The organism is Actinokineospora spheciospongiae (assembly GCF_003182415.1).
GTDB lineage: Bacteria > Actinomycetota > Actinomycetes > Mycobacteriales > Pseudonocardiaceae > Actinokineospora > Actinokineospora spheciospongiae.
This window is the reverse complement of record NZ_QHCP01000010.1, coordinates 260,830-281,355: the sequence shown is the minus strand read 5'-3', so window position 1 is coordinate 281,355 and position 20,526 is coordinate 260,830. Positions and strand designations below refer to the sequence as shown.

Below are 20,526 nucleotides of genomic sequence, written 5' to 3'. Positions count from 1 at the left end.
GTGCTCCAGTGCGTCAGGTGGGGCTGAAAAGATGCCCCACCGCCCAGGCAGGCTGTCACATGATCGCCACCCCCGGCCAAACACATCCACCCACCCGGGCAGTTCGCTCGCCGGGCAGGCGGTTCTCAGGGTGGCCGGCCTGCGTTGAGGACATCCACCCACCCGGGCCTCTGCGTAGCTGGGGCGGCGGTTTTCGGGGTGGTCGGCCGCTGCGCAAGCAGGGCTTGAGGTGGCCGGGCCAGCGGGGGTTTTGGGTGGCCGGTGGGGGTTGGGGTCGGGGTGGCTGGTGGGGGTGGCTCTGCCTCACACGCAGACGCGCCACTCGCCTGCTTCGCGGACGAGGGGGAAGGTGCGGCGGTCGGAGACGTCCGTGCTCGCGTCCGTGGCCAGCACGGTGAAGGTCGGTGGTTCGGCGCCGGGGTCCACGCTCTCCAGGGTGAGGTGGAAGCCGCCGCCGAGAAAGGTGGTTCGGACCGTGGGGCGGACCTTCTCGCAGGCCACCTCCACCAGGCCGGCGGTGTCGCCGATGTTGACCGAGTCGACGAACTGGCGGGCGACCGCGCGGGGGTCGGTGGTGGAGTCGCCGAACCACAGGAAGCCCGCGACCACGACCGCGGCCACCAGCAGGGCCGTGCCGCCCACCCAGACCCAGCGCCTGCGGCCGAGGGGGCGGTGGCCCGCCGGTCCGCGGCCGGGTGGGCGGGGCGGGGTGCTCGGGCGGGGGCGGGCCGGGGCGTCACCCGACCAGGTGGCCTCCGGGGGCGGGACGCGGCGCTCGTTGAACTCGCGGCCCTCGTGCCGGACCAGCGTCGTCCACGCCTGCCCGTCCCAGTAGCGGCGGTCGACGCGGTGCTCCGGGTCGGGTTGCCAGCCGGGGGCCAAGACCTCCTCCAGCTCGGCGGCCTGCGCCGCGGGCACGTCCGGGCGGGCGCGCAGCAGCACCAGCAGCGCCCACACCCCGGCCCGGTCCTGCTCGTCGCGCAGTCGGGAGCGCAGCTCGCGGAAGATCGACCGCAGTTCCGCCTCGCCGAGCCGCGGGTCGGCGAGGCGGTCGCGGAACGGTTCCAGGTAGGGGACCGGCGGCTCCGGGGGCGGCGGGTCCGGCAGCGGGGGAGTGGTGGGCAGCGACAGCAGCGCCACCCGCAGCTTCGCCACCCGCTCCGCGCCGAGCCCGGCCGGGTCGAACACCGGGGCGTCGGTGACCTCCGGGGGCGGGGTGGCCGGGCGGGCGGGCACCAGCAGGACCGGCCGGTGCAGGGCCAGCGCGTACCGCAGTTGCGCCAGGCACCCGGGGTTGCGCACCGAGTCCGGCGACAGCACCAGCACGAACACCTCGCTCTGGCGCAGCCGGTGCAGCACCCCCTCCCACCAGCGCACCCCCACCGGCTCACCGCGGTCGAGCGCCACCTGCCTGCCCAGTTGGGCCAGGTCGGCGCGCAGCCGGGCGGCGGCGTCGCGGTCCGCGGACGCGTGGCTGACGAACACCTGCATGTTTCAACTCCGCGCGGTCAGCGGCCCGACAACGCCTTACCGATGTCGCATACCCGCCATTCGCCATTCTCCACCTCAAGCGGGATGCTCAAGCGCACCGACGCCGTTCCCGCCGTTCGTGCCGCCAGAATGGTGAACCTCGGGTCGGACCCGGCCGCGTCGACGCTCTCCAGCGTGACGTCGGCGGTGTCGAAGAACGCGCCGTAGAGGTGGGCGTTGGCGGTGCGGTCCCGGCTGCACACGTACTGGGTGACCGTCCCCCGGTCGTGGGTGTTGACCGCGTCGACGAAGTTGCGGGCGGTGCGGTTGGCCATGCTCTCGTCCGGCCCGAAACCCCGGTTGAGCAGCACGCCCCCGGTCACCCCGGCCGCCAGCACCAGCACCCCGGCGAGCACGAGCGCCGACACCCGCCTGCCGCGCCGGGGTGCCTCCGGCTCGGCCGGGGCGGGCGCGCGGCGGGGGCGCAGCACGGCGGGCACCACCGGGGTCGGGGTCGGCGGCTCCGGGCGCCGGGGCGGGTCGGGCACCTCCGGCGGCCTGGCCCGGTCGGTGAACTCGCGCCCGCCCTGCCACACCAGCGTGGTCCAGGACTGCCCGTCCCAGTAGCGGGCCTCGTGGTGCTCGCGCGGGTCGGGCTGCCAGCCGGGGGCCAGCACCTGCTCCACGCCCTCGGCCACCCCGGGCTCCAGTTCGGTGTGGCGCAGCCGCACCAGCAGCCGCCACGCGTCGGACCGCTCGCCGGAGTCGGCCAGCCGCGCCCGCAGCACCGCCAGCACCTCGGCCTGCGCGCGCCGGTCCAGCGCCCCGCGGTCGAGCAGCGCCTCGCAGTCGGTGATCGTCGCGGCGGGGAGCGCGGGCTCCTCGGGCAGGCGGCCGGCCGGCCGGTGCGCCGGGGGCAGCGCGTCGACGGCCGCGCGCAACGCCGCCGCGGTCCGCGGCGACGGCCGGGAGCAGTCGACGGTGACGGCACCGGCCAGCTCGTCCGGCACCTCGCCCGCGGGCACCGGGTGGACCACCACCGCCAGCACGGGCCGCCGCAACGCCAGCGCGTAGCGCAGTCCGGCCAGGCACGCGGGGGAGCGCACCGACTCCGGGGACACGGCGAAGACGAACGCCGCGCAGTCGCGCACGTGCCGCAGCACCTCGTCCCAGCCGCGCCGCGACCCCAGGACGTCACCGTCGGACCACACCCGGTGACCGGTGCTCTCCAGGTCCGCGCGCAGCCGGGTGATCGCCGGGAGATCACGCCGGGCGTGGGTGACGAATACGTGCATCCCTGGATCTCACGTCCACTCGCGTACCGGGTCTCGCAGGGTATGCCCGGCTCAGAAGAGCCGACAGGGACCTACGACCCTGGTTCGCCCGCCCGCTGTCGGTCCCTGCCCGTAGGATCGCGGGCCGGAGGTGGTGCTCGTGGCACTCGGTTTCCAGGTGACGTTCGACGCGCTCGACCCGGGGCGGCAGGCGGGGTTCTGGGCGCTCGCGCTCGGCTACGAGTTGGAGCCCCCGCCCCCGGGCTTCACCACCTGGGAGGAGTTCGGCGAGCGGATCGGGATGCCGCCGGAGCGCTGGGGCGACCTGGCCGCCGTGGTCGCCCCCGACCGCGACCGGCCCCGCCTCCTGTTCCAGCGGGTCCCCGAGGACAAGGCGGCCAAGAACCGCGTGCACCTCGACGTGCACGTGGACGGCCCGCGCGACGAGGGGCGGTGGGAGCGCGTCACCGCGCACGTGCGGCTGCTGGTCGAGGCGGGTGCCACCCTGGTCGCCGAGCGCCACGAGAACATCGGCGACTGGGTCGTGCTGCTCGACCCGGAGGGCAACGAGTTCTGCGTGCAGTGACCCCGGCGGGTGCGGGGCGGGTCGGTCCGGGGACGCGGGAGGTCGGTGTGGACGAGTCGGTGGCGCTGCTGCGGGCGCGGTTCGGGGGGCGCCTGCCGGAGTCGGTGGAGGCCCTCGACGAGGCCGAGGTCCGCGACCTGGCCGACGCGCTGCACTCGGCCCGCCGCAGGCAGCGCGTTGAGCTGGAGGAGTCCACCGAGGCCTCGCTGGCGCAGTTGCCCGGGGTGCTGCGCGCGCTCATCCGCCGGGTGCTGGGCCTGTGACCGCCCGCATCGAGATCGCCAAGCTGGCCCGCCTGCTGGGGGAGGACCCGGCTCGCTTCGGCTACCTGGCGCGGGTGCCGCCCGCCGATGTCCGGGCCGTGCGCGAGCGCGCCACCGAGGTGCTCTTCGACGCCAACCGGGCCGCCTACGAGCGGATCGCGGCGGCCAGCAGGCTGGTCCCCAACGCGATCACCGCGAGCGTGGCGCAGCGGGCGTTCGGCCCGGTGATGTGCGCCAGGGTGGCCTCGGTGCTGGAACCGGAGCGGGCCCTCGACCTGGCGGGCAGGCTCGGCACCACCTTCCTGGCCGACGTGGCCACCCACCTGGACCCGCGCCGGGCGGGCCCGATCGTGGGCACCCTGCCTCCGGCCCGGGTGGTCGAGGTCGCCCGCGAGTTGGTCCGCCGCCGCGACTTCCTCACCATGGGCCGCTTCGTCGGCGACGTCCCCGAGCACACCCTGCGCGCGGTGGTCACCGCCCTGGACGAGGATTCCCTGGTCCGCGTCGCCCTGCACAGCGACAGCCATGACCACTTCCCCGCGCTGTTCGCCATGATCACCACCCCGCGCCTGCCGGCCTTCCTGCACCCGATCACCGCCGACGACGACCTGGCCACCGACGTCCTCCCCCTGCTCACCGCCCTGGACGAGCCGGGCCTGCGCAGGTTGGCGGCCACCGCGGAAGAACTGTCCACCGTGGATCGCAAGAAGCTCCGCGCCGCCGCGGAGCGCACCGCGACCACCACCGGCCTGGGACCCCTGGCCGCCGCCCTGGGAATCCACTGAGGACCGATCGTCGCACCCGGGTCGCGCACGCCGATCCGGCGGATCACACCGCGGCGGCCTCGGCGGGAACCCGGTCGCGCAGCACCCGCAGCACGTGGTGGTCCACAGTGGCGCAGTCCCCGGCCAGCCAGCCCCCGACCACGCGCACGAAGTCGTCCGGCACCGACAGCGACACCCCGGCCACCGCCGTGCCGTCCACGCTCACCGCGCCCTGCCTGCTCGGGTACAGCAGCAGCGCCCCGCGCACCTCCACCCCCGGCAGCAGCTCGGCGAACGCCGCCACGGTCTCGGCGAGCGTGCTGTGCCCACCGCGGAACGGGTGGTCGTTGCGCCACACCGACCCATCGGCGTCGAGCTCGTAGTGCCCGGGCAGCCACAGCTTCGACTCCACCAGCACCAGCCGGTGTCCACACAGGACCGCGTGCTCGACGTCGGCGAACACCGAGCCGGGGCGGGACAGGCCGTGGAACAGCCGGGCGCCGGGCAGCCTGCCCGGGTAGCGGGCCAGCAGCTCGGCGGTCAGCCGCTCGGCCACCGGCTCGCGGTCGGGCACGCCGAACTCGGTGCGGTCGCCGAACTCGGCCGCCGCGGCCTCCCGCACCCGCTCCACCCGCGCGTACGCCCGCCCCAGCCGCACCGCGGCGACCACCGCCGCCACCAGCAGGCCCAGCCAGCACACCAGCACCACCGCCGACATCGACCCGACCGCCAGCAGCGGGCTCGCCAGCAGCAGCACCCCGGCGACCGCCGCCACCGCGGGCGCGTGGCCCGGCCCGGCGGAGATCCTGGGCTGGTGGCGGGTCAGGTGCCACCACGGCAGCGCCGTCGGCGGCACCGAGCAGCCGTCGGGCACGAACGCGGGGTCGTCGCGGAACCGGGGCGGGGCGGTGCGGGCACGGCGCCGGGCCGCAGGCCGGGGCGCGGGCACCTCCGGGGCCGGACCCCGGTCGTACTCGCGGCGCCGGACCGGGTCCGACAGCGTCTCGTAGGCCGACTTCAGCAGCCGGAACGTGCCCGCCGTGCCGCCCGCGTCCGGGTGCATCACCTTGGCCAGGGCCCGGAACGCCGACTTGACCTCCGCCGCCGACGCGTCCCTGCGCACCCCGAGCAGCTCGTAGTAGTCGACGTCGTCCACGGCGGTGATCATCCCAGACCACTCGCGGGTGCCCCGAATCGGGAATGCGTTCCACGCCCCGTGATCCGGTGGTCGGCGGCCCGACCGGCGCACCAGCCGGTCGGGCCGCCCCGGTCAGCTCGTGACGTCCTTGATCCGGAACCGGCGCGCGGCCAGCAGCCCGAAGACCGCCGCGTACACCACGGCGGAGAACGCGCCGTCGGCCATGTTCGTCCAGTCGATGTCGGTGGAGATCAGGTCCGACCAGGCGAAGGAGAAGTGCGTCGGCAGGTAGTCGCGCAGCCCGCCCAGGGCGGTGATCTGGTCGAGGATCTGCGACAGGATCGACACCAGCACCGCCCCGCCGACCGCGCCCAGCGGTGCGTCGGTGGCCACCGACAGGAACAGCGCCAGCGCCGCCACCCACAGCAGGTTGACCGCGATGTAGCCGACCGACCCGCCCAGGGCGAGCATCGAGTCCCCGAACGAGATGGCGTCCCCGGTGGGGCTCACCGCCTGACCCGTCCCGTAGAACACGACCCCGACCAGCAGCGCCACCGCGGGCAGCAGCACCAGCGACAGCAGCGACAGCAGCGCCGAGGCGGTCGCCTTCTGCCGCAGCAGCCGGTGCCGGGGGACCGGCATCGCCAGCAGGTACTTCAGGCTCGACCAGGACGCCTCCGAGGCGATCGTGTCGCCGAAGAACAGCGCCACGATCATCGGCAGCAGGAAGCTGCCCGCCGCGAACAGCACGAAGATCACGAAGTTCGGCGCGCTCGCGGTGGCCAGGTCCACGAACCCGCCGGAGCGCCGGTTGCCGGAGTCCTGGCCGAACTCGAACGCCGCCCACAGGATGAACGGCAGCAGGACCAGGAACCCGAGCAGCAACTGGGTGCGCCGCCGCTTGAGCTGGCGCAGCAGCTCCACCCGCAGCGGCAGCGTCCGCGTCGAGGAGAAGCCCTCGACCGAGCCGTTCGGGTCGAACCCGGTCGACTCGCCCTCGGCCGCCCTGGCCAGGCCGTCGATGGCGTCCGGGTCGGTGTAGACGGTGGTGACCGACTCACCCGGCCTGCTCCCGGGCACCTTCCAGCCGCCGGGCGCCCCCGGCCGGTGGCCGTTCGCGCTCTCGCCGCTCATCCGCTCGACTCCTCTCCGACCAACTGCAGGAACGCGTCTTCCAGGCGGCGCCTCGGCCCGGCCTGCTCGACCGCGACCCCGGCGCGCACCAGCGCCCCGAGCGCGGTGGAGCGGGGCACCCCGTCGGCGAGGTCGGCGTGCACCAGGTGCTCGCCCTCGACGGTCACCGCGTTGACCCCGGTGACCCCGCGCAGCGCCTCGGCGGCGGTGGCGGTGTCGTCGACCCGGAACGTGGCCTCGCCGCCGCCCGCCACGATGTCCTCGACCTTCCCGGAGGCCACCAACCGGCCCCGGTGCATGACCACCACGTGGTCGCAGGTCTGCTCCACCTCGGCGAGCAGGTGCGAGGACACCACGACCGTGCGGCCGGTGGCCGCGTAGCGCCGCAGCACCTCGCGCATCTGGTGGATCTGCGGCGGGTCGAGCCCGTTGGTCGGCTCGTCGAGCACCATCAGGTCCGGGAAGCCGAGCATCGCCTGCGCGATCGCCAGCCGCTGCCGCATCCCCTGGCTGTAGGTCTTCACCTTGCGCTCGACCGCGGCGCCGAGCCCGGCCACGTCCAGCGCCTCGTCGAAGTGCGCCTTCTGCACCGGGCGACCGGTCGCCGCCCAGTACAGCTCCAGGTTGGCCCGGCCGGACAGGTGCGGCAGGAAGCCCGCGCCCTCGACGAACGAGCCGATCCGCGACAGCACCGGGGCCCCGGAGCGGATCTTGTGCCCGAACACCCGGATCTCCCCGGCGGTGGGCTGGATCAGCCCCATCAGCATCCGCAGCGTGGTCGTCTTGCCCGCGCCGTTGGGCCCCAGCAGGCCCAGCACCTGCCCGCGCTGGACGGTGAACGACAGGTCGTCGACCGCCTTGAGCCCGCCCGGGTAGGACTTCGACAGGTTCTCGATCACCAGCGGCACCCCGGCCAGCTCCGGGTCGAGCTGGTCGGCCCGCTTGCGCCGCACCGCGCCCGCGACCACGGCTGCCGCGCAGACCAACAGCACCACCCCGATGCCCACGAGCGGGAACACCGGCACGGTGGTCGAGGAGCGGGTGCCCGCCACGACCGGCACGGCCAGCGCCGCGTCCTCGGCCAGCGAGACGCGGTAGCTCGCGGGCGCGGCGGGGGTGGCGTACGCCTGGTCGGTGGTGGTCACGGCCAGCTCCACCCGGTGGTCGGCCTCGACCGGCCGCACGACGCCCGGCAGCGACACGGTCACCTCCACGGGCGACCCGTCGGCGGGCAGCGACGGCACCCGGAACGCCGAGACCGCCGAGCCGGGCAGCGTGCGGGTGCCGTCCGGGGCGACGTCGTAGAGCTTGGCGAACAGCACCGCCCCGTCCGGGGACGGCGGGGCGCCCGCGGGCGCGGCGACGCGCAGCCGCACCGTGCTCGCGCCCGAGATGAGGAGCTGCTGGGTCTGCGGTTCGCTGGTGAACCGGGCCACCTGCCCGGGCAGGTCGACCGCGAGCCTGCCCGCCAGCCGGGAGGAACCGGAGATGAGCGAGCCGAACCCGGGCAGGCTGCTGATCGACGCCGGGTTGCCGCCCGGCGGGTTGACCACCACCTGCTCCGGGCCCGAGATCGGCAGCCGGGTGCGCGTGGTCGGCTGCCCACCGGTCAGACCGGGGTAGGTGTCGGTGGACACGGTGCGCACCGACGGGCTGCCCTGGGCGCGCAGCGCGCCCTCGACCGCGTACTCGAAACCCGTGCCGGGGTCGGTGCCCCGACCGCGCAGGTGGAAGTCGAACCAGTCGGCGATCTGCCCGCGCAACTGCGCGCCCGGCCTGCCGCCGTCGTGCCCGCCGGTGTACCAGACGACCTTGACCGGGGCGCCGTTCGCGCTGATCTGCCGGGCGTTCGCGTCGGCCTGGTCCAGGCCGAAGAGGGTGTCCTGCTCGCCCTGCACCAACATCGTCGGCTGGGTGATGTCGCCGGTCACCGCCGCCGGGGACACCGAGCGCAGCAGCTCGACCGTCCGCTGGTCGGCCCGGCCGGTGGTGGCGACCTGGGCGTAGGCGGCGCACACCGCGGCGGTGAACCGCCCGCACGCGTCACCGTCCGAGGCCGCGCCGGAGCCGCCCCGCGCGGCGCCGGGGTCGGGCTGCGCCGCCCCCGCCGCGGCGGCCGGGTCGGCGGTGCCCACCGCGCCGCCGGAGGAGCCGTCGTCCTCGGAACCGGGTTCGGTGGCCTCGGCACCGGGACTGCCCAGCCCGCCGCCGCCGAGCCCGGCGGAGAAGAAGATGCCCGCCCAGGAGCGCTTGAACACGCCGTCGGCCTGGTACGGGTTGGCCGCCGGGGACTGCGCCGCGGTCCCGGTCGTCGCCGAGTTGGGCAGCAGCGCCTGGCCGAGGTCGTTGTAGGTGATCACCGGGGCCAGCGAGTCGACCCGCTTGTCGGTGCCCGCGAGCAGCAGCGACAGCGCCCCGCCGTAGGAACCGCCGGTCACCCCGACCACCGGGTCGTCCGCACCGGTCTTGCTCACCTCCGGTTGCCCGGCCAGCCAACTGACCAGCCCGCTCGCGTCGGCGACCTCGAAGTCGCGCGCGTTGAGGCCGATCTCGCCCTCGCTGCGGCCGAAGCCGCGGGCGGACCAGGCGAGCGCGACGAAGCCGCGGCGGGCGAACTCGCGGGCGTCGGCGTCGACGCTGTCCTTGCTCCCGCCGAAGCCGTGGGCCACCATCACCACCGGGGCGGGCGTGGTCTCCGGCAGGTAGAGGGTGGTGTCGATCTTCACCGGCTGATCCCGGTCCGGACCGCTGAGCAGCTCGACGAACGCGTCCCGGGTGGACACCGGTGCCTCGGAGTCGCCGCGGTTGAGCCAGACGATGCCGGCTGCGGCGAGAACGAGGACGACGGCGGCGACGACCACCTGACGCGTGCGGAGGCGGGGAATCCTGAGCACGTCACGGACGGTATCCGCCGGTTCCTGAGAGACCTCCCAGCGGGTGTGCGCCCGCCACGGATGGCCGCTGCCGCGGTGTCGGAGCGCACCGCCCACCCCGGGAGGTTGCTCCATTCCCCGGGATGTGACGAACGGCGCCCCGCCCCGAGTGGTGCTCATCGGTGCCTGCGTGGAGAATCGCCCAGGCAAGATGTGTCGGAGGGGAGTATTCCTTCGCACCGGCTCCGTCAGCACGGCCTCCCGCGGGGGGCCCGGGGTCGGTGGTCGACGTGTCCCCCGCGTGGTGGCGCATCGACGGAAGAGACCTCCGGTGTCGGCGTGTGCCCGAAACCGGAGGAATTGACCCATGTTCGTACCCCTGTGGGTATGGCTCGCCACCATCGGCGGCCTGCTCGTCCTGCTCGCGATCGACCTCGTGATCGTCGACCGCAAGCCCCACGAGGTCACCGTGGGTGAGGCGGGCCGGTGGGTGGCGTTCTACGTCGCCTGCGCGGTGGCCTTCGGCGCGGGCGTGTGGATCTTCTCGGGCGGCACCTACGCCGGTGAGTTCTTCAGCGGCTACATCACCGAGTACTCGCTCTCGGTGGACAACCTGTTCATCTTCCTGATCATCATGTCCGCCTTCGCCGTCCCGAAGATCCACCAGCACAAGGTGCTGCTGGTCGGGATCGTGCTGGCGCTGGTGATGCGCGGCGTGTTCATCGCCGTCGGCGCCGTGGCCATCGCCCGGTTCAGCTGGGTCTTCTACATCTTCGGGATCTTCCTCATCTACACCGCCGTCAAGCTCTCCCGCGAGGGCCTCGGCGAGGACGAGGAGTACGAGGAGAACGCGATGACCCGCTTCGCGCGCCGCATCCTGCCGGTCACCGACAAGTACCACGGCGGCGCGACCACGGTGAAGCTCGACGGCAAGCGGTTCTTCACCCCGATGTTCATCGTCATGGTCGCCATCGGCACCGCCGACCTGCTCTTCGCCGTCGACTCCATCCCGGCGATCTTCGGCCTGACCCAGGAGCCGTTCCTGGTCTTCGCCGCCAACGCCTTCGCCCTGATGGGCCTGCGGCAGCTCTACTTCCTGCTCGGCGGACTGCTGCGCAAGCTGGTCTACCTGCCCATCGGCCTCGCGGTGATCCTGGCGTTCATCGGCGTGAAGCTGGTGCTGGAGGCGCTGCACACCAACTCGCTGTCGTTCCTCAACGGCGGCGAGCCGGTGCCGGTGCCGGTGATCGGCACCGTGTTCTCACTGGTCGTCATCGTCGGCGTGCTGACCGTCACCACCGTCGCCAGCATCATCAAGAGCAGGCGCGACGAGGCCAGGGGCGTCGAACCCTCGCCGCTGCCCGCCGGGGACAGCACCGGGGACGAGGTCGAGGAGAGCGCCCGGCACCAGGGCTGACCGGCGCACTTCTGTGGACGACTGGGAATAACCGACGGTCCTGGTCCACGACAGGTGTCGGGTAACGTCGTCGCGGTGCGTGCTGAGGACATCGAACTGCTGGCCACGCCCGGTACACCCGCGCTGAGCGGGGACTTCCTGCTCGTCTCGGTGACCGCGCCGGACCTGGCGGACAACACCTACCGCGGCGGTCTGCACCGGGTCGCGCTCGACGGCGGCCCGGTGCGCCCGTTCACCAGGGGCTTCCGCGACACCGCCCCGGTGGTGTCGCCGGACGGCGCGGCGGTGGCGTTCCTGCGCGCGGAGTCGGCGGACGCGCCTGCCCAACTGCACGTCATCGCGGTCGACGGCGGTGAGGCGCGCAGGCTGACCGGGCTGCCGATGGGCGCGGGCGCCCCGGTGTGGTCGCCGGACTCGCGGCGGATCGCGTTCACCGCCAGGGTTCCCGAGGCGGGCCGCTACGGCACCGCCACCCCGGACGGCGCCGAGCACCCCGCCCCCGCCGACGAGGCGCCGCGGCGGATCACCCGCCTGGACTACCGGCTCGACGACGTGGGCTTCCTGCTGGACCGGGCGCCGCAGTTGTTCGTCGTCGACGTCGACGGCGGCGAGCCGGTCCGGCTGACCGAGGGCCTGGCCGACCCGTCCGGGCCCGCCTGGGCGCCCTCGGGCGAGCACCTGGTGGTGTCGGCCAAGCGGGACTGGGGCGCGGCCGACACGCTGCGCCGCGACATCTACGCCGTCCCGGTGGAGGGTGGGGCGCCGGTGCTGGTGGCCAGGGCGGCGGGCACGGTGGAGTACCCGCTGGCCGTGGCCGAGGACATGGTGGTCTACCTCGGCGACGACTTCCCCGGAACCGAGGCGGTGGCCCGCAACACCGGGGTGTGGGCGGTGCCGCTGCGGCTGGACGGCGTCCCCGGCGAGCCGCGCAGGCTGACCGACCCGGAGACCGTGGACTGCGAGGGGCCCGCCCCGCTGGTCACCGGGGACGGCGTGCTGGTGTGCGTGCGCAACCGGGGCGCGGTCGAGCTGCGCCGGGTCCCGGTGGCCGCCGACGGCGCGACGCTGTCGGAGCTGGCGCTGCTGGCGGGTGAGCAGGCGGTGGTGCGGGGCTTCGCCGCCGACGGCGACCGGGTCGTCTGCACGGTGTCCACCTGGGACACCGCGGGCGAACTGGTGCTGGTGACCGGCGACGAGACCTGCACGCTGACCGACTTCGGCGCCCCGCTGCGAGCGACGGGGCTGCGGCCGGTGGTGGAGATCAAGGCCTCGGCGCCCGACGGCTACGCCACCCACGGCTGGCTGGTGCTGCCAGAGGGGGAGGGCCCGCACCCGGTGCTGCTGGCCGTGCACGGCGGCCCGTTCATGTACTACGGCTGGGGCCTCTACGACGAGGCGCAGGTCTACGCCGACGCGGGCTACGCGGTCGTGCTGCCGAACCCGCGCGGGTCGGCGGGCTACGGCGAGCGGCACGGCCGGGCCATCGTCGGCGCCATGGGCACGGTCGACGCGGTGGACGTGCTGGCCGTGCTGGACGCCGTCCTGGACCGCCCGGACCTCGACGCCGACCGGGTCGGGGTGATGGGCGGGTCCTACGGCGGGTGGATGACCGGCTGGCTGGCCGCCCACCACGGCGAGCGGTTCACCGCGGCGTGGAGCGAGCGGGCGGTCAACTCCTGGGAGTCGTTCGTCGGCTCGTCCGACATCGGCTGGTGGTTCGCCGAGGCCTACTGCGGGCAGGGGGCGGCGGCGCTGGCGGCGCAGAGCCCGCTGACCCACGCCGACGCCATCACCATCCCGTTCGCCGTCGTCCACTCCGAACAGGACTGGCGCTGCCCGGTGGAGCAGGCCCAGCGGATGTTCGTCGCGCTGCGCCGCAACGGCGTGGACGCCGAGTTGATCCTCTTCCCCGGTGAGGGCCACGAGCTGACCCGCTCGGGTTCGCCCCGCCACCGCGCCCAGCGCTTCGCCACCGTCCTGGACTGGTGGGCGCGGCACCTGTGAGCCCGGTCGCCCGGCCCCGGGAAAGCACCGGGGCCGGGCGGCGGCAAAGGCAATGGGTTCCGGATGTGCGGATGATCGACGAAGAGACCACGATCGGGTTTCCGGAAGTGGGAACGGGCCGCACAGTGGCGATGATCACTGCCGGAAATGTCGCACCGCTGTAACCTCGATTTCGCACAGTCCCCCGGTCGGGGTCACTCGATAAGGTGAATACGGGTGAGCGTTAAATCGCCGTGAAAGCACCGTCCACTTCGGATTGGGGTACCATCGGGTCCGGCGTCAGCGCGAACACCGGGCCGGTGCTGCCGACGAGCGCGCAGGCGTTGGGGAATGCGCGGTCGAAGGTGATCGGCCGCCCCCGCCAGTGACCGGCGGCCGAAGCCTGGACCGGGGCGTACTCCAGCGTGCACGCCTGCGCGGTGTTCACCTGCAGGGCTGAGAGGTCTCCTTCCACCTGGGTCAAGGCCGCGCAGGCCGCGTTCGCCGCGGGGTGGTTGCCCCCGGTCGGACCGCAGCGCAGCTCGGCGGTGGTGGTGCGCCCCCCGGCGTCGGTGACGGAGAGCGCGATCCGCGTCTGCGGCGCCTCGGGGGCCGGTCCTGGGGTCGGGGCCGCGGCCGCGAGGGCCGCGACGAGGGCGGTCAGCGTGATTGAGAACATGTCGACACTCCTGCTCGAAGATCGGTTTCCGGGCCGAATGGGGTAACCGGGGAAACCGCGCCCGGTCGCGCAGGTGGCGCCGGGGTGAAACGAGCGTAGGACGCGGCGAATCTTTTTGCGTCCCGGGGGCTCTGGCGCTGGGGCCGTGCCCGATGCTATTCATGTCGCCGCACTGGTCGACAAGATCGACAGGTTCATTACTTCCTTAGTGCGCTGGTGCAACATCGGGTTGAGAGGTCCATTGGTGGGCGGAATGACACGTGCGGCCAAAGCCGCGCGCGACCGGTTGTCCGACCGGGTGGCGATCGGGATGCTGATCGAGGCGTTCCCGCCCGCCGAGGTCGACGCCGCGATCGACGCGGCCGGGGTCCGCGAACAACGGTCCCGGTCGCTGCCCGCCCGCACGATGGTCTACTTCACCCTGGCGCTGTGGCTCTTCGGCGGCGCGGGCTACGACGCGGTGCTGGCCCGGCTCACCGCAGGCATGCGCTGGGCGGGGGTGCCGCTGGGCAAGCGCTCGGCGCCGAGCACCGGTTCGATCACCAAGGCGCGCAAGCGGCTCGGCCCCGAGGTGATGCGCAGGCTGCTGCAGGGCCGCGCGCTCGCCGACCGCGCGGCCGACGAGCGCTCCGGCCGGGCCGCCGACGAGCGCTGGCGCGGGCTGCGGGTGTGCACCCTCGACAGCGGCGCCGTCTCCGTCGCCGACACCCCGGCCAACCTCGCCGCCTTCGGCGGGCCGGACGTGTGGCTGTCGGTGCTCGCCTCACCCGGGCGGGGGGTGCTGGTCGACGTGGGCGTCGGCACCGCCCCCGACGACCCCGGCCGGTCCGTGCTCGACGCGCTCACCCCCGGCACCCTGGTCGTCTCGCACCGGCCCGGGCGCGCCCAGGACCTCTGGCACACCGCCGCGGAGGTCGGCGCCGACCTGCTCTGGTGCCCGCGCCCGTCCGTCGCGCTGCCCCGGCTGCAACCCCTCCCGGACGGGACGTTCCTGTCCCGGCTGGTCCCCGACCACGACCCGCTGGCCTCGTCGGTGGCGGTGCGGGTACTGGAGGTGCCGGACGCGGTGCTGGTGACCACGCTGCTCGACCCGGAGCAGGCCCCGGTGGCGGAGCTGGCCGCGCTGCACCGCGGCCGGTGGCGGTTCGAGGCGCTGTTCGACACCCTGGAGACCGGTCCGGTGACCCTGCGGTCGCAGGACCCCGACGGGGTGACCCAGGAGCTGTGGGCGATGCTCTGCGTGTACCAGGCGGCCCGCCCCTGGCGTAAGGAAGCGGCAAGCCAGGTTTCCGCGTCGGAGGACTCGCCCAGTACCGCGCAGAATCCCACGCCCCGCCGGAGCACCATGGTGGACTTGGCTTAGCGGCGCGCCGGGCGGCGCGGTGCCGGTGCGGCGGGAGGATGGACCCATGGCGGACGAGACCAGGGTGGCGGTCATCGGCTACGGCTTGGCGGGCAGCGCCTTCCACGCCCCCTTCGTCGACGCGGTCGACGGCCTGCGGGTCACCGCGGTCGTCACCGGCGACCCGGAGCGCGCCGCGACCGCCCGCGACCGCCACCCGGACGTCGTGGTGCACCCGTCGGTCGACGAGCTGTGGCGGCACGCGGACGACGTCGACCTGGTCGTCGTCGCCTCGCCCAACCGGTTCCACGTCGAGCAGGCCACCGCCGCGCTGGAGGCGGGCCTGCACGTCGTGGTGGACAAGCCGGTGGCCGCGACCGCCCGCGGGGTGCGGGCGCTGGGGGAGCTGGCCAAGCAGACCGGGAAGGTGCTGACGGCCTTCCAGAACCGCCGCTGGGACGGCGACTTCCTGACCGTGCGCAAGCTCGTCGAGGACGGCACCCTCGGCCAGGTGGGCCGGTTCGAGTCCCGCTTCGAGCGCGGCGCCAAGGCGGTCCGCTCCGCCTGGCGCGCCAGCCCGGACCCCGCCGACATGGCCAACATCCTCTACGACCTGGGCACCCACCTGGCCGACCAGGCGATCGTGCTGTTCGGCCGCCCGGTGACGGTGTACGCCGAGACCCGGGCGCCGCGGCCGGAGGTGCGGGTCGCCGAGGACGCCACCATCCTGCTCACCCACGAGGGCGGTGTCCGGTCGTACCTGCGGGCCAGCAACGTGACCATGCCGGTGACCCCGCGCTTCGCCGTGGCCGGTGGGACCGCGGGGTACCGGTGCTGGGGCTTGGACCCGCAGGAAGCCGCCTCCCGCGCGGGAACCCCGCCGACGGCTGAGGGCTTCGGCGTCTACGGCGAGGACCGCTGGGGCACTTTGACGACTCCCGACGGCGAGACTGTCGTCCCCACTGTGGATGGTGACTACCTCGCGTTCTACCGCGGGGTTCGCGACTGCGTGCGCGGCGACGGGCCGCCGCCGGTCGCGGTGGCCGAGTCGATCGCGCTGACCGAGACCATCGAGGCGGCGATCCGCTCGGCGGCGAGCGGGAAGCCGGTCGCCCTGTAGCGGCCCCGCTTCCGGGTGGCCCGGCTCTCCCCGGGGTGTGGGCTTCCGGGGGAGTGGGTAGGTGGGGTGGGTGGATGACGACCAGGCGCCCGACCCCCGGCGGTGGCGCGCGCTCGCGGTGACGCAGGCGGCGGGGTTCATGAGCCTGCTGGACGTGAGCATCGTGAACGTGGCGCTGCCGTCCATCCAGGCCGACCTGGGGGCCTCGCCCTCCGCCGTGCAGTGGGTCGTCTCCGGGTACGCGCTGACCTTCGGGCTGTCGCTCGTCGCGGGTGGGCGGCTCGGGGACGCGCTGGGGCGCAGGCGGATGTTCCTCATCGCCCTCACCGGGTTCGTGCTCACCAGCGCGTTGGCCGGGGCGGCGCCGAGCCTGGGGTGGTTGGTCGCGGCCCGGTTGCTCCAGGGGTTCACCGGTGGGCTGCTGACCCCGCAGAACTCCGGGTTGATCCAGGACCTGTTCCACGGTGCCGAGCGCGGTCGGGCGTTCGGGATCTTCGGTGCCACGGTGGGGATCTCGACGGCCGTGGGTCCGATCGCGGGTGGGGTGATCCTCGCCTTGTTCGGTGACCCCGGTGGCTGGCGGTGGGTGTTCTACGTGAACCTGCCGATCGGGGTGGTGGCGCTGGTGCTCGCGGCGCGGTTGCTGCCGAAGGTGCGCGGGCGGCACCGGCCCGACATCGACGTGGTCGGCGCCGGGCTGCTCGGGTTGGCCGTGCTGGCGCTGCTGTTCCCGTTGGTGGAGGCGGACGAGTTCGCCTCGCTGTGGTGGTTGTTCCCCGTGGCCTTCGTGGTGGGGTACGGGTTCGTGCGGTGGGAGCACCGGGTGGTGCGGCGGGACCGGGCGCCGCTGATGGACACCCGGCTGTTCACCGAGACCCCCGGCTACGTCTCGGGGTTGGGGCTGGGGTTGGCGTACTTCTGCGGGTTCACCGGGATCTGGCTGGTGTTCGCGCTCTACTTCCAGACCGGGCTCGGCTTCACGCCGTTGCAGTCCGGTCTCGCCGTGACGCCGTTCGCGCTCGGGTCGGCGGTGTCCTCGGCCGTGGCCGGGCGGTTGGTGGAGCGGTTCGGGCGACTGCTGAGCGTCGTCGGGTTGTGCCTGGTGGCGGTGGGGTTGGGGGCGGTCGCGCTGATCACGTTGGTGGTGGGCGGGTCTGCCGTGGTGTGGTGGATGATCGTGCCGATGCTCGTCGCCGGGGTCGGGGGTGGGGCGGTGATCTCGCCGAACACCACGCTCACCCTGGCCGAGGTGCCCAACCGGATGGCGGGGGTGGCGGGCGGGCTGTTGCAGACCGGCCAGCGGATCGGCACCGCCGTCGGAACTGCTGTGCTCAGCACCGTCTTCCACGTCGTGCTCGGCGCCACCGGCAGCTTCGCGCACGCCGCCGCCACCGCGCTGGGCTGCGCGGTGGCCTTCATCGCCCTCGCGCTCGTCGTCGCCGTGCTCGACCGGCGGCGGGCGGACCGGCGGACGGCGGTTGGGGTTTAGCTTCCGGAACATAGGGGTGCCCGGTTGGAAAATAGCCGGCCGAACCCCTGGGCGGGTCCGCGGGAGCGCATTACGCTCCCGTCCTGGGAGCGACGCACCGGCTGACCCGGACCCCGCGTGAACCACCGGGCCGTCGGCGGCCCGCTCTCCTGTCCTCGTCGCAGGCCCCCACCCCCAGCCCGGCGCCCCCGGGCCGGTGGCGGCTGCCACCGGAAGGAACCCGTCCCCATGCGCATTGCCCTGCTCCGCCTCGCCACGGTCGCCGCCTCCGCGGTCGCCGCGCTCGCCCTCGGCACCGGCTTCGCCTCGGCCACCGGCGGCGAGCACGACCCGGTGTCCACCCCGGCCGACGCCCCGATCTCCATCCAGGTCACCAAGCTCAGCCAGAGCGACGCCGCCGCGCGGTTCCGCTCCTCGGGCATCACCTGGTCCTCCAGCGGCGGTTGCACCAACCGGCAGAACTCCACCTGCACGTCGTTCGAGCAGATCAACCTCACCACCGTGCAGGGCGGCCAGACGTTCAAGAGCGCCAGCGGCTGCGCGGTCAACATCACCGGCGGCACCGAGGTCGGCCACGCCAGCGGCACCTACAGCCACTACAACGGCTACAAGATCGACATCAGCCTCAGCTCCTGCGTCACCGGCTACATCCAGCGCAACTTCACCGCCATCGGCGGCAACCAGTGGCGCTCCGGCAGCGGCAACATCTACTACCTGGAGAGCAACCACTGGGACATCACCTACTACAACTGCGGCGGTTGCTGACCCGCCCGACCGCCCGCCACCGGCCGCGCACCCCGTCCCGGGTGTGCGGCCGGTCGCATCTCTGGGTAGCCGATCGTCGCTGTCCGTGGCGGCAGGAGTACGTTCCCCGGGCATGACCGTTGCGGCAGTGCAGTCCGGGCAGGCGGGGTCGGCGGGTTCGTCGGTCTTCGACGAGGTGGAGTCGCGGGTCCGGCTGTACTGCCGCAAGTTCCCCGCCGTGTTCACCTCGGCGCGCGGCAGCACCCTCGTCGCCGAGGACGGCCGCGAGTTCCTGGACTTCTTCTGCGGCGCCGGTGCGCTCAACTACGGCCACAACGACCCGAGGATGGTCGCCCGGCTCGTCGAGTACCTGCACTCCGGCGGCCCGCTGCACGGCCTCGACCTGCACACCACCGCCAAGCGGCACTTCCTGCGGCGGCTGCGCGACGTGGTGCTGGCCCCGCGCGGCCTCGACCACCGGGTCCAGTTCTGCGGCCCCACCGGCACCGACGCCGTCGAGGCCGCGCTCAAGGTCACCCGCAAGGCCACCGGCCGCCGCCAGGTCGTGGCCTTCACCGGCGCCTTCCACGGCATGTCGCACGGCTCGCTGTCGGTCACCGGCTCCCGCGCCGCCCGCGGCGGGCACCACCTCGGCGGCGACGTGCTGTTCCTGCCCTACGAGGACGGCCCCACCGGCCGCTTCGACTCCCTGGCCGTGCTCGCGCACCTGATCGACGACCCCAGCGGCGGCGCGGGCCCGCCCGCCGCGGTGCTGGTCGAGTCGCTGCAGATGGACGGCGGGGTCTACCCGGCGTCGGCGGGCTGGCTGCGCGCGCTGCGGGAGCTGACCGCGGCCAGGGGCGTGCCGCTGGTGTGCGACGAGATCCAGGCGGGCTGCGGGCGCACCGGCCGGTTCTTCGGCTTCGAGCACGCCGGGATCGTGCCGGACGCGATCACCCTGTCGAAGTCGCTGGGCGGCGCGGGCCTGCCCATCTCGGTGCTGCTGCTGCGCCCGGAGTTGGACGTATGGGAGCCCGGCGAGCACACCGGCACCTTCCGCGGCAACCAGTTGGCCTTCGTGGCCGGGGCCGCCGCGCTCGACCTCTGGGAGGACCCGGCCTTCCTGGCCCGCCTGGCCCTGCACGGCGACCGGATGGCCCGCTTCGCCGCCGACGTGCGGGCCCTCGGCCTGCCCACCCGCGCCCGCGGCATGGTCGTCGGCGTCGACACCCCGGCCCCCGAGGCCGCCGAGCGCGTCCAGCGCGACTGCTACGACCGCGGCCTGATCCTGGAGACCTGCGGCCGCCGCGACAGCGTGCTCAAGGTGACCCCGCCGCTCACCATCACCCGCGCCGACCTCGACCGCGGCCTGGGCGTCCTGCACGCGGCGATCCACCGCGAGATCACCCCGGGCCGGGAGCAGGGCTGACCGCTGCCCGTCCACCGCCGCAGAACAGGTGCCCGCAACGGGATCGCGGTCGACGGTGGCGCTGCCGGACTTCTGGCTGGAGCACGTCGCCTCCGGCTGAGTAGCATGGCGCGATGGGCCACCCCACGCTGCTGCTGTTGCACGGTCTCGGCGCCACCGCGGCCGTGTGGGACGGTGTCGTCGAGCGCTGGCCCGGGGAGGCGGTCGCGGTCGACCTGCCCGGGCACGGCGGCGCGGAACCCCTGCGCCGCTACACCTTCGGCGCCCTCGCCGCCGGGGTCGAGGTGGACCCCACCCGCCGCTACGTCGCCGTCGGGCACTCGCTCGGCGGGGTGCTGGCGCTGACCCTGGCCAGCGGCTGGTTCGGGCTCGACGTCGAAGGCGTCGTGGGCGTCGGCATCAAGGTCGAGTGGACCGACGACGACTTGGCCAAGGCCGCCGCGCTCGCCGCCCGCCCGCCCCGCGCGTTCGAGACCCGCGAGGAGGCGGAGTCCTGGGCGGTGAAGCTGGCCGGGCTGCCCGGCCCGGACGCGAACCCGCGATCGGTGGTCCAGGAGGGTGGCCGGTGGCGGGCGGCGTTCGACCCGCGGGCGTTCGCGGTCGGCGCCCCGGACGTGGTGGGGCTGCTGCGAGCGGCGCGCTGCCCGGTGGTGCTGGCGGCGGGGGAGCGCGACCCGATGTCCCCGGTGGACCACCTCGCCGCGCTCGTGGACGACCCGGTCACCCTGCCCGGCCTGGGCCACAACGCGCACGTCGAGGACCCGGACGCGGTGCTGGCGCTGGTGGACCGCCTCGACCTGGTCCGGTCGTGAGCCGGTCCA

At 74.1% G+C, this 20,526-nt stretch carries 17 protein-coding genes; 11 read left to right on the top strand and 6 right to left on the bottom strand.

The features are described 5' to 3' along the window. Positions 1–303: 303 nt before the first annotated feature. Together DFQ13_RS24940 and DFQ13_RS24935 are read right to left on the bottom strand one after the other, a co-directional pair. Positions 304–1,491, bottom strand: a complete 1,188-nt coding sequence (locus DFQ13_RS24940) for a toll/interleukin-1 receptor domain-containing protein (RefSeq protein ID WP_110081547.1) — start codon at positions 1,489–1,491, stop codon at positions 304–306. A 17-nt stretch (positions 1,492–1,508) separates the two neighbouring features. Beyond that, positions 1,509–2,765 carry an Rv0361 family membrane protein gene (locus DFQ13_RS24935; RefSeq protein WP_110081546.1) on the bottom strand — a complete coding sequence of 419 codons (1,257 nt, stop codon included), beginning with the start codon at positions 2,763–2,765 and terminating at the stop codon, positions 1,509–1,511. Between the two features lie 139 nt (positions 2,766–2,904). Between DFQ13_RS24935 and DFQ13_RS24930 the strand changes: the two genes are divergently transcribed. From DFQ13_RS24930 to DFQ13_RS24920, 3 genes are read left to right on the top strand one after another with little or no spacing between them, the layout of a single operon-like run. Continuing rightward, positions 2,905–3,330 carry a VOC family protein gene (locus DFQ13_RS24930; protein WP_035285156.1) on the top strand — a complete coding sequence of 142 codons (426 nt, stop codon included), beginning with the start codon at positions 2,905–2,907 and terminating at the stop codon, positions 3,328–3,330. Between the two features lie 47 nt (positions 3,331–3,377). Then, positions 3,378–3,593, top strand: a complete 216-nt coding sequence (locus DFQ13_RS24925; protein ID WP_233438568.1) for a hypothetical protein — start codon at positions 3,378–3,380, stop codon at positions 3,591–3,593. Further along, positions 3,590–4,378 carry a hypothetical protein gene (locus tag DFQ13_RS24920; RefSeq protein WP_110081545.1) on the top strand — a complete coding sequence of 263 codons (789 nt, stop codon included), beginning with the start codon at positions 3,590–3,592 and terminating at the stop codon, positions 4,376–4,378. The genes DFQ13_RS24925 and DFQ13_RS24920 overlap by 4 nt, the downstream gene beginning before the upstream one ends. A 43-nt stretch (positions 4,379–4,421) precedes the next feature. On the opposite strand, the gene DFQ13_RS24915 is transcribed toward DFQ13_RS24920, so the two are convergent. From DFQ13_RS24915 to DFQ13_RS24905, 3 genes are all read right to left on the bottom strand, one after another. Further along, positions 4,422–5,525 (bottom strand): J domain-containing protein, encoded by a 1,104-nt coding sequence (locus tag DFQ13_RS24915; protein ID WP_110081544.1) that lies wholly within the window; start codon positions 5,523–5,525, stop codon positions 4,422–4,424. Between the two features lie 102 nt (positions 5,526–5,627). Next, complete coding sequence (locus DFQ13_RS24910; RefSeq protein ID WP_110081543.1) at positions 5,628–6,629, bottom strand: ABC transporter permease; 1,002 nt, start codon at positions 6,627–6,629, stop codon at positions 5,628–5,630. Continuing rightward, on the bottom strand, positions 6,626–9,523 hold the full coding sequence (locus DFQ13_RS24905; RefSeq protein WP_233438567.1) for an alpha/beta fold hydrolase: 2,898 nt from the start codon (positions 9,521–9,523) through the stop codon (positions 6,626–6,628). Before DFQ13_RS24905 ends, DFQ13_RS24910 begins: the two co-directional genes overlap by 4 nt. 346 nt (positions 9,524–9,869) lie before the next feature. Between DFQ13_RS24905 and DFQ13_RS24900 the strand changes: the two genes are divergently transcribed. Together DFQ13_RS24900 and DFQ13_RS24895 are read left to right on the top strand one after the other, a co-directional pair. Beyond that, a complete protein-coding gene (locus tag DFQ13_RS24900) occupies positions 9,870–10,919 on the top strand; it encodes a TerC family protein (protein ID WP_035285076.1) in 1,050 nt (349 codons plus the stop codon). 75 nt (positions 10,920–10,994) lie between these two features. Then, complete coding sequence (locus DFQ13_RS24895; protein ID WP_035285077.1) at positions 10,995–12,923, top strand: S9 family peptidase; 1,929 nt, start codon at positions 10,995–10,997, stop codon at positions 12,921–12,923. Positions 12,924–13,146: 223 nt separating this feature from the next. Here DFQ13_RS24895 and DFQ13_RS24890 read toward each other — a convergent pair whose 3' ends face one another. Then, entirely contained in the window at positions 13,147–13,581 is a 435-nt protein-coding gene (locus tag DFQ13_RS24890) for an SSI family serine proteinase inhibitor (RefSeq protein WP_052021415.1), read from the bottom strand. 253 nt (positions 13,582–13,834) lie between these two features. Here DFQ13_RS24890 and DFQ13_RS24885 point away from each other — a divergent pair, with 253 nt between their 5' ends. From DFQ13_RS24885 to DFQ13_RS24860, 6 genes are all read left to right on the top strand, one after another. Further along, positions 13,835–14,944, top strand: coding sequence for a transposase domain-containing protein (locus DFQ13_RS24885; RefSeq protein WP_110081541.1), 1,110 nt, complete (start codon positions 13,835–13,837; stop codon positions 14,942–14,944). A gap of 46 nt (positions 14,945–14,990) precedes the next feature. Further along, the gene (locus DFQ13_RS24880; RefSeq protein ID WP_110081540.1) at positions 14,991–16,043 is read left to right on the top strand and encodes a Gfo/Idh/MocA family oxidoreductase; all 1,053 of its coding nucleotides are present in this window, start codon (positions 14,991–14,993) and stop codon (positions 16,041–16,043) included. 70 nt (positions 16,044–16,113) lie between these two features. Further along, complete coding sequence (locus DFQ13_RS24875; RefSeq protein WP_233438566.1) at positions 16,114–17,532, top strand: MFS transporter; 1,419 nt, start codon at positions 16,114–16,116, stop codon at positions 17,530–17,532. A gap of 228 nt (positions 17,533–17,760) precedes the next feature. After that, positions 17,761–18,297 (top strand): hypothetical protein, encoded by a 537-nt coding sequence (locus DFQ13_RS24870; protein ID WP_110081539.1) that lies wholly within the window; start codon positions 17,761–17,763, stop codon positions 18,295–18,297. 112 nt (positions 18,298–18,409) lie between these two features. Beyond that, complete coding sequence (locus DFQ13_RS24865) at positions 18,410–19,705, top strand: diaminobutyrate--2-oxoglutarate transaminase (protein WP_110081538.1); 1,296 nt, start codon at positions 18,410–18,412, stop codon at positions 19,703–19,705. A gap of 113 nt (positions 19,706–19,818) precedes the next feature. Beyond that, on the top strand, positions 19,819–20,517 hold the full coding sequence (locus DFQ13_RS24860) for an alpha/beta fold hydrolase (RefSeq protein WP_110081537.1): 699 nt from the start codon (positions 19,819–19,821) through the stop codon (positions 20,515–20,517). Positions 20,518–20,526: the final 9 nt, after the last annotated feature.

Coding starts and splice junctions, on each gene's coding strand:
- DFQ13_RS24940 (WP_110081547.1), bottom strand. CDS start 1,491: ATGCAGGTGTTCGTCAGCCACGCGTCCGCGGACCGCGACGCCGCCGCC.
- DFQ13_RS24935 (WP_110081546.1), bottom strand. CDS start 2,765: ATGCACGTATTCGTCACCCACGCCCGGCGTGATCTCCCGGCGATCACC.
- DFQ13_RS24915 (WP_110081544.1), bottom strand. CDS start 5,525: ATGATCACCGCCGTGGACGACGTCGACTACTACGAGCTGCTCGGGGTG.
- DFQ13_RS24910 (WP_110081543.1), bottom strand. CDS start 6,629: ATGAGCGGCGAGAGCGCGAACGGCCACCGGCCGGGGGCGCCCGGCGGC.
- DFQ13_RS24900 (WP_035285076.1), top strand. CDS start 9,870: ATGTTCGTACCCCTGTGGGTATGGCTCGCCACCATCGGCGGCCTGCTC.
- DFQ13_RS24890 (WP_052021415.1), bottom strand. CDS start 13,581: ATGTTCTCAATCACGCTGACCGCCCTCGTCGCGGCCCTCGCGGCCGCG.
- DFQ13_RS24885 (WP_110081541.1), top strand. CDS start 13,835: ATGACACGTGCGGCCAAAGCCGCGCGCGACCGGTTGTCCGACCGGGTG.
- DFQ13_RS24880 (WP_110081540.1), top strand. CDS start 14,991: ATGGCGGACGAGACCAGGGTGGCGGTCATCGGCTACGGCTTGGCGGGC.
- DFQ13_RS24870 (WP_110081539.1), top strand. CDS start 17,761: ATGCGCATTGCCCTGCTCCGCCTCGCCACGGTCGCCGCCTCCGCGGTC.
- DFQ13_RS24865 (WP_110081538.1), top strand. CDS start 18,410: ATGACCGTTGCGGCAGTGCAGTCCGGGCAGGCGGGGTCGGCGGGTTCG.
- DFQ13_RS24860 (WP_110081537.1), top strand. CDS start 19,819: ATGGGCCACCCCACGCTGCTGCTGTTGCACGGTCTCGGCGCCACCGCG.